General features: G+C 72.0%; 12 protein-coding genes. 9 read left to right on the forward strand and 3 right to left on the reverse strand.

From position 1 onward, the window contains the following. Window positions 1-4 precede the first annotated feature (4 nt). The 3 genes from KHU32_RS21920 to KHU32_RS21930 are packed head-to-tail and all read right to left on the reverse strand — an operon-like array spanning window position 5 to window position 3,526. The gene (locus KHU32_RS21920) at window positions 5-763 is read right to left on the reverse strand and encodes an SDR family oxidoreductase (RefSeq protein ID WP_213672308.1); all 759 of its coding nucleotides are present in this window, start codon (window positions 761-763) and stop codon (window positions 5-7) included. Further along, complete coding sequence (locus KHU32_RS21925) at window positions 760-1,791, reverse strand: zinc-dependent alcohol dehydrogenase (protein ID WP_213672309.1); 1,032 nt, start codon at window positions 1,789-1,791, stop codon at window positions 760-762. The genes KHU32_RS21920 and KHU32_RS21925 overlap by 4 nt, the downstream gene beginning before the upstream one ends. A gap of 1 nt (window position 1,792) precedes the next feature. After that, entirely contained in the window at window positions 1,793-3,526 is a 1,734-nt protein-coding gene (locus KHU32_RS21930) for an acetolactate synthase catalytic subunit (RefSeq protein WP_213672310.1), read from the reverse strand. A 201-nt stretch (window positions 3,527-3,727) separates the two neighbouring features. Here KHU32_RS21930 and KHU32_RS21935 point away from each other — a divergent pair, with 201 nt between their 5' ends. The 9 genes from KHU32_RS21935 to KHU32_RS21975 all read left to right on the forward strand — a co-directional run bounded on the left by KHU32_RS21935 (window position 3,728) and on the right by KHU32_RS21975 (window position 14,743). Next, entirely contained in the window at window positions 3,728-4,258 is a 531-nt protein-coding gene (locus KHU32_RS21935) for a hypothetical protein (protein WP_213672311.1), read from the forward strand. 328 nt (window positions 4,259-4,586) lie between these two features. After that, entirely contained in the window at window positions 4,587-5,315 is a 729-nt protein-coding gene (locus KHU32_RS21940) for a response regulator (protein ID WP_456315956.1), read from the forward strand. Then, a complete protein-coding gene (locus tag KHU32_RS21945; protein WP_213672312.1) occupies window positions 5,312-6,691 on the forward strand; it encodes an ATP-binding protein in 1,380 nt (459 codons plus the stop codon). The genes KHU32_RS21940 and KHU32_RS21945 overlap by 4 nt, the downstream gene beginning before the upstream one ends. A gap of 89 nt (window positions 6,692-6,780) precedes the next feature. Continuing rightward, window positions 6,781-7,188 carry a hypothetical protein gene (locus tag KHU32_RS21950; protein WP_213672313.1) on the forward strand — a complete coding sequence of 136 codons (408 nt, stop codon included), beginning with the start codon at window positions 6,781-6,783 and terminating at the stop codon, window positions 7,186-7,188. Window positions 7,189-7,300: 112 nt separating this feature from the next. Further along, window positions 7,301-8,647, forward strand: a complete 1,347-nt coding sequence (locus KHU32_RS21955; protein ID WP_213672314.1) for a TolC family protein — start codon at window positions 7,301-7,303, stop codon at window positions 8,645-8,647. After that, a complete protein-coding gene (locus KHU32_RS21960) occupies window positions 8,644-9,867 on the forward strand; it encodes an efflux RND transporter periplasmic adaptor subunit (protein WP_213672315.1) in 1,224 nt (407 codons plus the stop codon). The genes KHU32_RS21955 and KHU32_RS21960 overlap by 4 nt, the downstream gene beginning before the upstream one ends. A 13-nt stretch (window positions 9,868-9,880) precedes the next feature. Beyond that, window positions 9,881-13,114 (forward strand): efflux RND transporter permease subunit, encoded by a 3,234-nt coding sequence (locus tag KHU32_RS21965; RefSeq protein ID WP_213672316.1) that lies wholly within the window; start codon window positions 9,881-9,883, stop codon window positions 13,112-13,114. A 161-nt stretch (window positions 13,115-13,275) separates the two neighbouring features. Beyond that, complete coding sequence (locus KHU32_RS21970) at window positions 13,276-13,785, forward strand: RNA polymerase sigma factor (RefSeq protein WP_213672317.1); 510 nt, start codon at window positions 13,276-13,278, stop codon at window positions 13,783-13,785. Between the two features lie 43 nt (window positions 13,786-13,828). Then, on the forward strand, window positions 13,829-14,743 hold the full coding sequence (locus KHU32_RS21975; protein ID WP_213672318.1) for a FecR family protein: 915 nt from the start codon (window positions 13,829-13,831) through the stop codon (window positions 14,741-14,743). Window positions 14,744-14,839 lie beyond the last annotated feature (96 nt).

A 14,839-nucleotide genomic window follows, 5' to 3' on the forward strand; every position in this document is an offset into this window, starting at 1 on the left:
TGCCTCAGGGCATGAAGCTGCCGCCGCCCACATCGATGGTGGTTCCGTTGAGATAGCTGGCCGCATCCGAGGCCAGGAAGGTCGCGACCTCCGCCACGTCCAGCGGCGTGCCGACGCGGCCCACCGGGACATTGACCAGGAAGGCCTCGTTCGCGCCCTGCGCCGCGCCCATGGACATCGGCGTCTCGATGCGTCCGGGCGCGATGCTGTTGACCGTGATGCCATGGGGGCCGAGCTCGCCCGCCAGGCTGCGCGCGAAGCCCATGAGGCCGGTCTTCGAGGCGGCGTAATGGGCGCCCGCGATCATGCTCTTGGTGCGCGAGGCCTGGCTCGTGATCATGATCACGCGGCCCCAGCCGCGGGCGCGCAGCGGTGCGATGCAGGCCTGGCTGACCAGGAAGGCGCCGGTCAGGTTCACCTCGAGCACCCGGCGCCATTCGGCGGCGGGCATTTCCGAGACGGGGCGGCGCTTGCCCTCGTGCTTGGGCGAGATGCCGGCATTGTTGACGACGACGCCGAGCCGCGCCCAGTCCGCGCCGATCCGCTCCGGCAGCCGCGCGACCTCGGCCTCGTCCGCCACGTCGAGCCGCAGGGCGCGGGCGTCGTGGCCGGCCTCCCTGAGCGCCTTCGCCGTCTCCTCCACCTCGCCGATCACGTCGGTGAGGATGACGGGATGCCCGGCCTCGGCCAGGCGCTTCGCGATGCCCGCGCCGATGCCGCGCGCGGCGCCCGTGACGAGGGCGATGCGTTCCGCGTTGCTCATGGCTGCAGCATCACCTTGCTGGCGGCGCGCTGCCGCGAAAGCTCGAAGCCCTCCACGCCGCGCTCCAGCGGCAGCCGATGCGTGATCATCGGCCGGAAGCCCTCCGGATCACGCGACAGGAGGCGCAGCACGCGGTCCCAGGTGGCACGCGAGCCGCCATGCGAGGCGCGGAGCTGGTGGCGCATCCGCACGAATTCCGTGAGCGGGATGGTCAGCGGCGCGGCGTGAATGCCGACGGCGACGATGACGCCGCTCTTGCGGAGGACCGTCAGCCCCTCGTTGATCGAGGTCGGGAAGCCCGTGGCCTCCAGCACCACGTCGACGGGCTGGCCGCCGGTGAGCGCCATTACCTGTTCGGAAAGCGGCCCCTCGGCCACGTCCACGATGTCGTGGAAGCCGAGCGCGCGCAGCACGTCGAAGCGCGGCGCGTCGCCGCGTCCCGCCACGATCACGCGGGAGGCACCGGCCGCCCGCGCCATGATGGCGAGTCCCTGGCCGATCGTGCCCGGCCCCAGGACCAGCACGGTGTCGCCAAGACCGATCTCGGCCGTGACCACCGCCTCGCAGGCCACGACCAGCGGCTCGGCCAGCGCGCCGACCTCGGTGTCCACATTGTCGGGCAGCGCGATGCAATTGGCCGCAGGCAGGCGGACATGCCGCGCGAAGCCGCCATCCACCGTCAGGCCGACGGTCTCGCGCTGCGTGCAGTTGCGCGGATCGCCCTTCCGGCAGGAGGGGCAGGCGCCGCAGGTGATGCCCGGCATGGCAGCGACGCGGTCGCCGACCTTCCAGGGCGTGCCCGGCCCCGCCGCGGCGACATGGCCCGCGAATTCGTGGCCCATGGTCAGCGGCAGGCGCTTCGTCATGAACTGGTAGCCGTCCGTCCACTCATAGGCGTGCACGTCGCTGCCGCAGATGCCGACATTCTCGACGCGCACCACCACCTCGCCCGGCCCGGGCGCAGGCGGCTCGGCGGGATCGTCCAGCAGCAGCCCGAATTCGGGCGCGGTCTTGCGGAGGGCCTTCATCCTAGTAGGGCTCCTCGAAATGGCCGGCATAGTAGTTGATCGGCGGCCGCGCCTCGGGGTCGGACAGCACGTCGATCAGCATGGGGCGCCGTGCCGAGAAAGCCTCGTCCAGAGCGGGCCCGACCTCGGCCGCCTCGGTCACCCTGAGGTTCGCGACGCCGCAGGCGCGGGCGACCAGCGTGTGGTCGACATCGGTGAAGTCGACCGCGTCGGTGTGTTCCTTGAACTTCACCAGCTCGGCATGCTTCTGGTAGCCGAGGATGCTGTTGTTCAGCACGATCACCGTGACCGGCAGCTCCATGCGGCGCAGCATCTCGAGCTCCGACCAGGAATGGCCGAAGCCGCCGTCGCCCACGAGGCAGACCACGCGGCGATCGGGCGCCGCTACCTGCGCCCCGATGGCGAGCGGCAGGCCCCAGCCCAGCCCCGCAATGCCGCGCGGCGTCAGGAAGCGCTGCCCGGCGCGCTTCGCCGTGAGGTACTGGCCGACCCACATCGAGGAATAGCTCGCATCCGCGACGACGATGGCCTCGCCGTCGATACGCCGGTCGAGCTCCGCCATGATGCGCTCCGGCCGCACCAGCCTGCCCTCGCGCGTGAAGACATCCTGGATGCGCGTCTTCCAGTCGGCGACGGCGGCGGCGATCGTCGCCTCGATCGCCGGGCGGGCGGCGCGACGCTTGCCGAGATCGCGCTTCTCCAGCGCGGCGCCGAGCGCCTCCAGCGTCAGCCGCGCATCGCCGGTGAGGCGCAGCGCCTCGTAGTTGCGCCCGATCTCCTGCGGGTCGGGATCGATATGAATGAAGCGCGTGCCCGGCTTGAACATCGTCCAGTTGTCGGTGCCATTGGCATTGGTGCGCGTGCCGACCAGCAGCACGACATCCGCGCCCTCGACCATGGCGCGCAGCCTGTGCGTGCGCGCGCCCGGCGACATCACGTAGCCGATGATGCCGAGGGTGAGCGGATGGCCCTCATCCGCCGCGCCCTTGCCCATGACGGTCGTGCCGACCGGCAGGCCCGCCTTCTCCTGCAGCGCCGCCAGCGCGGCGCTGGCATCGGAGGAATGGATGCCGCCGCCGGCCAGGATCAGCGGCCGCTCCGCGCCGGCCAGCATCTCGGCCGCCTTCTCGACGAGATCGGCGGCGGGCACGTAGCGGTCGAGCGGGTAGATACCGAGCGACGCCTGGCGCGGGCTGGGCTTGGCCGCATTCTCGGTCAGCAGGTCGGCGGGGGCGAGCAGCACGGCGGGGCCCGGGCGGCCCGAGGTCGCGGCCGCGAAGGCCATGTCCACGTAGTCCTCGAGCCGGTCGGCGCGCTCGATGCGGCGGACCCACTTGGATACGGGATCGAAGAGGCGGAGGTGGTCGAGCTCCTGGAAGGCGTTGCGGTCCATCTGGTCGCGGTTCACTTCCTGGACCAGCGCCACCACCGGGATCGACGCCTTGTAGGCCTCGGCCAGCGGCGCCACGAGCAGGGCGGCGGCCGGGCCGTTCTGGGCCGTGACCACGCCGACGCGCCCGCTGATGCGCGCATAGCCGTCGGCCATGATGCCGCCCATGTTCTCGGTCCGGTACACCGCCTGGCGGATGCCCGCCGCGGGCGTGGCCAGGTGGAAGGCCGAGGGAAGGCTCTGGCCGAAGGTGACCGTCACGCCATGGCGCGCGAAGGCCTCGGCGAGGCGCATGGCGACCGTCGCGTTATGGACGACGGCCTGCGGGGTCGCGGCGTCGGGCATAGCCCATTCCTCCTGAAATATTAGTTATTTGTTGTGCGATATATCGCACCCATGCACGGAACCATGTCAACCCGAGCCCCTCGCGCCCCGCAGCCCAATTGGGAACTCAGCGCCATGCCGCGGGACGGGGGAACAATGCGTCTGCCCCGCGCCCCCGTGTATCCGAAGGGCCCCGCCACCCGCCCCTTCGCAAGGAAGAGCATGGACAAGCTGTCCCCCATCATTGTCCGTCTCGGCGACCCGTCGCAGCTCTTCGAGGCCGCGGGTCCGTCGCCCTTCGGGGAGGCCGGCCCCAGCCCGGATGCCGAGCGCTTTTTCCTGCGCGAGGCGAAGGCGCGAAAGGGGCAGGCGCGCCTTGGGATCGTGCTGGAGCTCCCTCCGGGCCAGACCCCGCCCGGCCTGGCCGAACGCCTGCGCTCCGCCTTCACTGCCGCCGCCGGGGCCGAGCGCCTCGCGATCCAGGACCTCTTCCGCACGGGCCGCCGCGTGCTGGCGATCGGGCTGAGCGTGCTGGCGGGCTGCCTGCTGCTGGCCGCGCAGAGCGAGGATCTGCTCGGCCACGGCATCTCCGCCAATCTCCTGCGGGAGAGCGCGGTCATCTTCGGCTGGGTCGCGATCTGGCGGCCGGCCGAGATCTTCCTCTACGACTGGCTGCCCCTGCGGTCGCGGCTGGCGGCGCTGCGCCGGCTGGCGGACGCCGAGATCGAGTGCCGGGCCGCCCCCGCCGGCTGATCCGCGCCTTCCCGCCGGCCTGATACCGGCGCCCTTCCATGAGAAATCCGGCCGGACCGGCCCCGCCGCCGACAGGCGCCACGCGCCACGCGCCACGCGCCACGCGCCACGCGGGGCTGGACGCCGACGCGCGGCCGCGCCGCAATCATTCGTCATAATGTGAAATGTTCAAAGGCGGCGCGATCGATATGTATCGCGCCGACAGGAGGTTTCACGTGCTTCGCCCGCTCGCTTCATCCCCGCGCCCGTCCCGCCCCGGCCCCGCCGGAGCCCGATGACGATGGCCCCGCGCCCCGGCGGCGACGCGCCGAAGCCGATCCTGCGCGACATGCTGGAAACCGAGCCGCATGTGCTGATCGTCGAGGATGACGGCGAGGTCCGGCAGCTGCTGGCCCGGCATCTGCGCGAGAACGGCTTCGCCGCGAGCACGGCCCGCGACGGGCGGGAGATGCGCGAGGTCCTGCGCGCCGGCGGCGCGCCGGTCGACCTCGTGCTGCTGGACGTCATGCTGCCGGGGGCCTCGGGCATGGATCTGCTGAAGGAGATCCGCGCCACCTCCCCGATCCCGGTCGTCATGCTGACGGCGCGCGGCGAGGAGACGGACCGCGTGCTGGGCCTGGAGCTCGGCGCGGACGACTACATCACCAAGCCCTTCGGCCGTCGGGAGCTCGTCGCGCGCCTGCGCGCCGTGCTGCGCCGCGCGGGCGGCCCGGCCGAGGCCCCCGCGCCCCCCGCCTCGCCCCTGCTGACCTTCGCCGGCTGGACGCTCCATGTCGGGCGGCGGGAGCTGACCTCGCCGGAAGGCGCGCTGGTCGATCTCTCCGGCTCGGAATTCGACCTGCTCATGGCCTTCCTCGCGCATCCCCAGCGCGTGCTGGGCCGCGACCAGCTCCTGGAGGTCGGGCGGCGGCGCATCGGCGATGCCTTCGACCGCAGCGTGGACGTCCAGGTCAGCCGTCTGCGCCGGAAGATCGAGCCGGTGGAAGGGGCCGCCCCCCTCATCAAGACGGTGCGCGGCTCCGGCTACGTCTTCGTCGCCGAGGTCGGCCGGGCATGAGGCGCCTGAGGGCCTGGTTCTGGCCGGACGGGCTGGCGGGACGCACCACGCTCGTCCTGCTGACGGGGCTCCTGGCGCTGCACCTCGGCAGCGTCTGGATCCACGAGGCCTCGCTGCGCGGCAGTCACCAGGATGCCCGCGAAAGGGCCATCGCGGAGGGGCTTTCGCAGGCCCGCCGCGCCCTCTCCCTCCTGCCCCCGGTCGAGCGGGACCGCGCGGCCCATGCGCTGTCGAGCCCCGCCCTCGAACTGCACTGGCGCGAAGGTATCCCGCCCCGGGGCAATGCGGAGGACAGGGAATCCCTCAACCTCGTCCGGCAATGGCTGGTGCGCATCGCGCCCGACCTGCACGACATCGTGATCGGCTGGGGCGATGCGGCGGAGCATCACCTCCTCGTCGGCGCGCTGCCGCTCGGCAATGGGGGCTCCATCTCCTTCGCCGCGCCGGTCTTCCGGACGAGCCATTCGGCGGTCTTCGACCCGGGCGGCGTGCTGGCGCTGGCGACCATCGCCGTCGTAATCGGCCTGGCCTCCATCTTCCTGGTGCGCGGCTTGACCAAGCCGCTGCGCGAGCTGTCCAAGGCGGCCGACCGCGTGGGGCGGGATGTCGCCTCCATCCGCATCGCGGAGGAAGGCCCGGCAGAGATCCGTCAGGCCGCGCGCGCCTTCAACGGCATGCAGGACCGTATCCGGCGCCTGCTGGACGAGCGCACCCAGGCGCTCGCCGCCGTCTCGCACGATCTGCGCACGCCCATCACGCGCCTGCGCCTGCTCGCCGGCTTCCTGGACGACACCCAGGCCCGGGACCGCATCGACGCCAGCCTCGACGAGATGGCGGCCATGGTGGAGACCACGCTCGACTACCTGCGTGAGGGCCAGGAGCTGGAGGAGCCCCGGCCCACCGACCTGGTGGCCGTCCTCAGGACCATCTGCGACGACGCCTCCGACGCCGGCGGTGACGTGACCTTCGAGGGGCCGGAGAAGCTCGTCGCCAGCCTGCGGCTGGTCGCGATGCGCCGCGCGCTGGCCAATCTGGTGGGCAACGCCGTCACCTATGGCGGGAATGCGCGCGTCACCCTCTGCCAGCACGCCGCGGACCTCATCATCGAGATCGCCGATGACGGGCCGGGCATTCCCGAAGCCGCGTTGGAACAGGTCTTCGAGCCCTTCCGGCGGCTCGAGGAAAGCCGCAACCGCGCCACCGGCGGCGTCGGCCTCGGCCTCACCATCGCCCGGCGCGCCGCGGAGGCGGAGGGCGGAAGCCTGCGCCTCGTAAACCGCCCCGGCGGCGGCCTCTCCGCCCTGGTCACGCTGCCGGCCCGCCGCGCCGCCGAGCCCCCCGCCCTGCCCTCCCGCGCAGCGGCCGCCTCGTCATGAGCGACCGTTCCGCCGCCGGGCTGCCACACCTCTCCTCCGGCAGCCCGGCCCCCCTGACACGACCAAGCCCGATACGAAGGATCGCCCGCATGCAACGCAGAAACCTCCTGGCCGCCGCCACGGGCCTCGCGACCCTCGCTTTGCCCTTCGCCGGCCAGGCCCAGAATGCCGCGGGCGGCCACCGGCACGTCCATTCCGGCGCCGAGGTGCGCATCGGCGCCTTCGAGGCCGAGCTCGTGGTGCGCGGCAGCGAGGCGACGCTGACCATCGTGGATGCCAACGAGCAGCCGGTGGACGCCGCCCGCTTCCGCGCCACCGCCGTCGCGCTGGGCCGCGGCAATGAGCGGCGGAACATGGAATTCCGTCCGGCAGGCGCGAACCGCCTGACCTCGGCCGTCGATTTCCCCTTCGACGGCAAGTTCCGCGCGACCGTCACGCTGCATGGCCCGGACGGGTTGATCGGCACGGGGCGCTACAACGTGGACGCCTCCCGCTAGGGGCCGCCACTTCACCACCGTTGGGCGGGGCGCCGGGCGCCCCCTGCCCCGTCATCCGGTCCGGATGGCGGTGAACGGCGCGCGCCCGAATCCCAGCCAAGGCTGCGAGCTCATGTTGCTGCGATCCTATCTCCTCTGCGGTCTCGCCACGGTCGCCCTCCTTCCCGTCTCCGCCGCGGCGCAGACCTCGCCCCGGCGCCCCGCCGCCGCGCGCGAGGCCGCCGCGCCGGCGGAGGCCTTCGTCATCCGCTCGCCGCAGCAGGCGGTGGATCTGGCGCTCGCCCGCGCGCCGGTCCTGCGCAGCGCGGCGGCCGGCATCCGCGGCGCGCAGGGCGATCGGCTCCAGGCCGGGCTTCGGCCAAACCCCGAATTCTCCTTCTCCGCAGAGAATTTCGGCGGGACGCGCGCCTATGGCGGCATCCGCTCGCTCGAGACCACCTACGGCCTGTCCCAGCGGCTCGAGGTGGGCGGGCAGCGCCAGGCCCGGATCGCCGCCGCGAACGACGCCCTGTCCCTGACCGGCCTCGACGCCCAGGCCGTCCGCCTCGACCTCGTCCGCGAAGTCCTGCGCGCCCTGGCGATGGCGGTGGCCGCGGCGCGCAACATCGAGATCGGGCGGGAGCGAATGCGCCTCTCGCAGGAGGTTGTCCGCGCGACCCAGGCGCGCGTGGATGCCGGCCGCGAGCCCTTCGTCCAGCAGCGCCGCGCCGAGGTCGCGCAGGAGACGGCCGCCGTGGCCCTGGAGCGCGCGCAACGCGACGCGGAGGTGGCGGCCCAGGCGCTCGCTACCCTGCTCGCGGCCGGGCGCGTGGACGTGGCGGCCGCCCGCGCCGACTGGTTCGACGACCTTGGCCCGCAGCCCGCCGCCGCGCGCCAGGTTCCGGCCGCGCCGGCGCAGCAGCTGGACCGCGCCCGCCTCGACGCCCTCATTGCCCAGCGCCGGTCGGAGCTGGAGGTCCAGCGCCGTACCGCCGTCCCCGACGTCAGCGTGAATGCCGGCGTGCGGCGGTACCGGGAGGCGGGCGGCGATACCTCCTTCGTCCTCGGCCTCAGCGTGCCGCTGCCGGTCTTCGACCGGAACCAGGGCAACATCATGCGCGCGGGCGCCGACCTGGCCCGCGCCGAGGCGGAGGCCGAGCGCGGCCGCCTCTATCTCGACTCCTCCATGGTCGAGGCCGAGCGCCGGCTGGACCAGGCCTGGCGCGCCGCGAATTCGCTGCGCCGCACCGTCCTGCCGGCCGCGATCGAGGCCGCCGGCTTTGCGCGCAGCGGATATGCCGACGGAAAATTCTCGCTTCTCGAGGTCCTGGACGCGCAGCGCGTCCTGTCCGACGTGCGCGAGCAGCTGAACGCCGCGCGGCTCGAAGTACAGCAGGTCCGCGCCGATATCGGCCGGCTCCGCGGCCAGGCCGAAATCCCCGACACCAGCACCGCCCCCAGGGGAACGCGCAGACCATGAAGCCCATTTTCACCCTGCTGGTCGGCGCCGGGATCGCGCTGGGCATCGTCGTCGCGGAGCCCGGGCTTCCTGGCGCCCTTCGCACCGCCATCGGCCTCGGCGCATCCACCGGCGCGCCGCCCGCGCGGGACAGCCACGGCCATGCCCATGGCGAGGAGGAAGGCCCCGAAGGCACCGTCCGGATGACGGAGGAGCAGATCCGCACCTCCCGCATCGAGGTCGTGGAGGCCGCGCCCGGCACCCTCGTCCGCCGGGTCTCGCTGCCGGGCACGGTGGCCGCCAGCGCCGACCGCCTCGCGCGGGTTCCCGCGCGCGTGGCCGGCATCGTGACGACGCTCGGCAAGCGCCTGGGCGATCAGGTGGAGGCTGGGGAGCTGCTGGCCGTGATCGAGAGCAGCGAGATCGCCACCGCCAAGGGCGACTACCTCGCGGCCCTCCGCACGACGGAGCTCGCGCGCATGACCTTCGAGCGGGAGCAGCGCCTCTGGCATCGCCGCGTCTCGGCCGAGCAGGATTTCCTGAAGGCGCGCACGGACTGGCAGGAGGCGCAGATCCGGCTGGACCTCGCGCGGCAGAAGCTCGCCGCGCTGGGCCTTTCCCAGGCCGAGCTGGAGCAGCTGCCCCAGCAGCCGATCGAGGCCCTGCGCCGGCGGGAGGTCCGCGCGCCGATCGCGGGTCGCATCATCGGCCGCACCGCCATCCTGGGCGCGGCCGTCACGCCGGAGGCCGAGATCTACACCGTCGCGGACCTGTCGGTCGTCTGGGTGGAGATTGCCGTGCCGACCACGGACATCGCCTTCGCCGCCGAGGGCGCGATGGTGCGGCTGCGCGGCGAGGCCGGGCCGCTCGGCGAAGGCCGCGTCGTCTTCCTGAGCCCGGTGCTCGATGCCGAGACGCGCTCCGCCCGGGCCGTGGTCGAGGTGCCGAACCCCCAGGGCGCCTTCCGGCCGGGCGCCTATGTCACCGCCGATCTCGCCACCGCGGAACAGGCGGTGGAGGTGATGGTGCCGCGCAGCGCCATCCAGCAGATCGGCGGCGAGGATGTGATCTTCGTGCGCACCGCCGACGGCTTCGAGAAGCGCGAGGTCGTGCTGGGCCAGGGCGACCAGGATCATGTCGAGATCGTCTTCGGCCTCGATCCCGGCGAGCGCTTCGCCGCCGGCAATACGTTCATCCTGAAGGCCGAGCTCGGTAAAGCCGAAGCCGAGCATTCGCACTGAGGGCGCCGGAACCATGATCGCTGGCATCCTCAATTTCTCCGTCCGGCAGCGATGGCTGGTCGTGCTCATCACGGCCGCCATCGCGGGCTTCGGCCTGCGGTCGCTGCTGCTGCTGCCGATCGACGCCGTGCCCGACATCACGAACAACCAGGTGCAGATCAACACCCTGGCCCCCGCGCTATCGCCCTATGAGGTCGAGAAGCAGGTGACCTTCCCGGTGGAGACCGCGCTGGCCGGCATACGCGGCCTGGAATCGACGCGCTCCCTCTCGCGCAACGGCTTCTCGCAGGTCACGGCGATCTTTCGGGACAATGTGGACATCTACTACGCGCGGCAACAGGTGCTGGAGCGCCTTTCCGACGCGCGGGAGCTGCTGCCCCCCGGCGCCGAGCCCAGAATGGGCCCCATCTCGACCGGCCTCGGCGAGATCTACATGTGGACCGTGGGCTTCGCGCCCCGCCAGGACGGCGACATCGTCAGGGACGGCCGGCCCGGCTGGCAGGCCGATGGCAGCTACGTCTCCGCCGAGGGCCAGCGCCTGACCACGGAGCTGGAAAGGACGGCCTATCTGCGGACGCTGCAGGACTGGGTCATCCGCCCGCAGCTCCGCAACGTGCCCGGCGTGGCCGGCGTCGATTCCATCGGCGGTCTGGTCAAGCAGTTCCACGTCCAGCCCGACCCCGCGCGCCTCATCGGCCTCGGCCTGTCGCTGACCGATGTGGCGGAGGCGCTGGAGCGGAACAACTCCAGCCGCGGTGCCGGCTATATCGAGCGCGGCGGCGAAGGCTACGTCGTGCGCTCCGGCGGGCGTCTCGAAACGCTGGAGGACATCCGCAACGTCGTGATCGCGACGCGCGAGGGCGTGCCCGTCCGCATCCGCGACATCGCCGAGGTGCTGGTGGGGCGCGAGCTGCGCACCGGCAGCGCGAGCATCGGCGGCCAGGAGGCCGTGGTGGGCACGGCGCTCATGCTGATCGGCGCCAATAGCCGCACCGTCTCCACGGCGGTCGATGCGCGGATCGGCGAGATCGCCGCCACCCTGCCGCCGGGCATCGAGCTGCGGACGGTGCTCAACCGCACCGAGCTCGTGAACGCGACCGTCCGCACCGTGGCGAAGAACCTCGCCGAGGGCGCGATGCTGGTCATCGTGGTGCTGTTCCTGCTGCTCGGAAACCTGCGCGCCGCGGTCGTCACCGCCCTCGTGATCCCGGTGACCATGCTGATCACCGCGACCGGCATGCTCGAAGGCCATATCAGCGCCAATCTGATGAGCCTCGGCGCGCTGGACTTCGGCCTCATCGTCGATGGCGCCGTCATCATCGCCGAGAACAGCCTGCGGCATCTCGCGGAGAAGCAGCAGGCGCTCGGCCGGCAGCTGAAGCTCGGCGAACGTCTGGAAACCGTCGCGGCCTCGGCGCGCGAGATGATCCGGCCCACGGTCTTCGGCCAGGCGATCATCATCCTGGTCTACGTGCCGCTGCTCACCTTCACCGGCGTCGAGGGCAAGATGTTCGCGCCCATGGCGCTGACGGTGATCATCGCGCTGGCCGTGGCCTTCGTGCTCTCGCTGACCTTCGTGCCCGCCATGATCGCGCTGGTCGTGACCGGCAAGGTGAAGGAGGAGGACAACTGGATCGTCCGCGGCCTGAAGCGCGCCTATCGCCCCGCGCTCGACCTCGCGTTGCGGCGGCCGATGTTGGTGGTCGGCGCCTCCGCGCTGCTGTTCCTCGGCTCCCTCAGCCTGGGCTCGCGGCTGGGCTCGGAGTTCATCCCGCAGCTGGACGAGGGCAATATCGCCATGCACGCGCTGCGCATCCCCTCGACCTCACTGACGCAGTCGCAGGCGATGCAGCTGCAGGTGGAGCAGGCCGTCTCGCGCTTCCCGGAAGTGTCCGTCATCTTCTCGAAGACGGGCACGGCCGAGGTCGCGGCCGACCCCATGCCGGTGAACGTCTCCGACGCCTTCGTCATCCTGCGGCCACGCGCCCAATGGCCCGATCCCTCCCTGTCGAAGGAGGAGCTGGTCCGTCGCATCCAGGAGGCGGTGCAGCGCGTCCCAGGTAACAACTACGAGTTCACGCAGCCCATCCAGATGCGCTTCAACGAGCTGCTGGCCGGGACGCGCGGCGACCTCGCGGTCAAGGTCTTCGGCGAGGAGTTCGGACCGATGACGGCCTCGGCCAACCAGATCGCCACGCTCCTGCGCGGCATCCGCGGCGCGGAGGACGTGCGGGTGGAGCAGACGGCGGGACTTCCCTTCCTCGAGATCAACGTGAACCGCGAGGAGATCGCGCGCCGCGGCCTCGGCATGAATGCGGTGCACGACGTCATCGGCACGGCGATCGGCGGGCGCGAGGCCGGCTTCGTCTTCGAGGGCGACCGCCGCTTCGCGATCATCGTCCGCGTGCCGGAGACCATCCGCAACGACCTCGAGGCGCTGCGCAACCTGCCGGTGGCGCTGCCCGCCAATCGCGCGGGCGTGACCGGCGCCTCCGTCCCGCTGCGGAGCCTGGCCACCTTCCGCCTGACGGAAGGCCCCAACCAGGTGAGCCGCGAGAACGGAAGGCGCCGCATGGTCGTGACCGCGAATGTCCGCGGGCGCGATATCGCCTCCGTCGTGGCCGAGGCGCAGGCCGCGGTTGCCCGGGAGGTCCGCCTGCCGGCGGGCTACTTCATCACCTGGGGCGGCCAGTTCGAGAATCTCGAGGCCGCGCGCCAGCGCCTGCTGGTGGTGGTGCCGGGCTGCTTTTTCCTGATCTTCCTGCTGCTCTACACGGCGCTCGGCTCGCCGCGGGACGCCATGCTGGTCTTCACCGCGGTCCCCCTCGCGCTGACGGGCGGCATCGCCATGCTCTGGCTGCGCGGCATGCCGCTTTCCGTCTCGGCGGCGGTGGGTTTCATCGCGCTGTCGGGCGTGGCGGTGCTGAACGGCCTCGTCATGGTCAACCACATCAAGCAGCTGATCGAGGAAGGCATGGAGGTCGAGCAGGCGGTACGGCGGGGCGCCATGGATCGGCTCCGTCCCGTGGCCATGACTGCCCTCGTGGCCTCGCTCGGCTTCGTACCCATGGCCATCGCGACGGGGGCCGGCGCCGAGGTGCAGAAACCCATCGCGACGGTGGTCATCGGCGGCCTCATCACGGCGACGCTGCTGACGCTGATGGTGCTTCCCGCGCTCTATGCGCGCTTCGGAAGCCGGAAGCTCCGCGACGAGGAGATGGGCGAGGAGGCGGTGACGCGCGCCTAGGCACCGGATCGGCTTCCGGGCGGATGACGCCCGCCGCAACGCCCGGGAGCCACGCTGCCATGTTGACGAATTGAGAATGAGTCGCAATAACACGCGCGATCGCTGGCCCCCGGGCCCGCCGATCGGCCGGTGGGGCCAGGGCTTGGTTGCAGGGATGGCGCGTGATTTCGAGCCTCGTTCAGAGCCTGCATCGCTCCGAGGAGAGCAGGCTTCGCCGCTTCTTCGAGCGCCGCCTGCGCCACCAGGCCGATGCCGCCGACGCCACGCAGGAGACCTTTCTGCGCCTGCTGATGCTGCCGCCGCACACGACCATCGAAAGCCCGCGCGCCTATCTGTTCCGCACGGCGCGCAGCGTCCTGCACCGCCTCGCCTCCAAGGCAGCCCTCGCGCCGCCCACTGAACCGCTGCAGGACGCGGCCGAGCAGGCCTGCGCCCAGCCCGGCCCCGAGCGCATCGCCGCCGATCGCGAGCAGCTGGCCCTGCTGATCGCCGCCATCCGCGAATTGCCCCCGCGCTGCCGCACCGTCTTCCTGCTGAGCCGCGCCGACGGCCTGTCGAACGGCGAGATCGCGCTCCGGCTCCGCATTTCGCGCAACATGGTGGAGAAGCACATCATGCGCGCCCTGCTCCATTGCCGCGACGTCCAGCGGCGCCTGGCCGAGCCCCGATGACGGCAGCGATCGACGCGAACAGGCCTGCGTGAGACGATAGGCCGTGGCCAGAGAGGACATCGACAACGAGGCCGCGCGCTGGGTCGCGCGCATGACCTCCAGCGACGCCACGGCCGAGGACCGCGAGGCGCTGCGCCGCTGGCTGGCCGCCGACCCGGCCCACGCCACCGCCTATGCGGAGTTCCGCGCCCTCTGGGGCGATCTGGCCCCCGTCTCCCAGGCCGTCCGCACGCGCCGGCGCCGGGTATTGGCCACCGGCGCGGGGCTCGGCATCCTCGTGCTCGGCACGGGCCTCCTGTCCGGCAACCGCCTGTCCGGCCCCTCTGCCGATTACAGCACCGCCGTGGGCGAGATCCGGCATGCGACGCTGCCGGACGGCTCGGAACTCACGCTGAACACCGACAGCGCCGTGGCGCTGCGCTTCTCGGAACAGGAGCGCCGGGTCGCCCTGCTGCGCGGCGAGGCCTTCTTCGCCGTCGTTCGCGACACCGCCCGGCCCTTCATCGTCGAGGAGGCCGCGCTGCAGGCCCAGGTGCTGGGCACCCGCTTCTCCGTCGCGCGGCCCACCCGCGACAGCGGCGCCTCGGTCACGGTCGTCGAAGGGCGCGTCGAGGTCTCCGGCAGCGGTGACCGGGTCGTGCTGGGGCCGGGCGAGAGCGCGAGCCTGGCCGCCGAGGGCCGCCTCGCCGTGCGGCGCCTGCCGGCCGAGGAGGCGCTCGCCTGGCGCGACGGCAACCTCGTCTTCTCCAACCGGCCGCTCGGCGAGGTGCTCCGCACGCTGGAGCAGTACCGCCAGGGGCGCATCCTGCAATTCGGCCGGGGCCTCGAGGAACTGCGGGTGAGCGGCGTCTTCTCCATCCGCGACACCGACCAGGCGCTGGCCGCCATGGCCGGCACCCTGCCGATTTCCGTCACGCGGCTGACGCGATTGCTCGTCGTCGTGCGCACGCTGGACTGATCCCCCAAGTTTTTTTCGTCACCGACGTCAGGAGGTCACCGCCTCCCCGCCTCTTCCTTCTCGCACGCAGACGGTTGCGCAGAAGTGGAGTTGACG

It is taken from the genome of Roseococcus pinisoli (assembly GCF_018413645.1).
GTDB lineage: Bacteria > Pseudomonadota > Alphaproteobacteria > Acetobacterales > Acetobacteraceae > Roseococcus > Roseococcus pinisoli.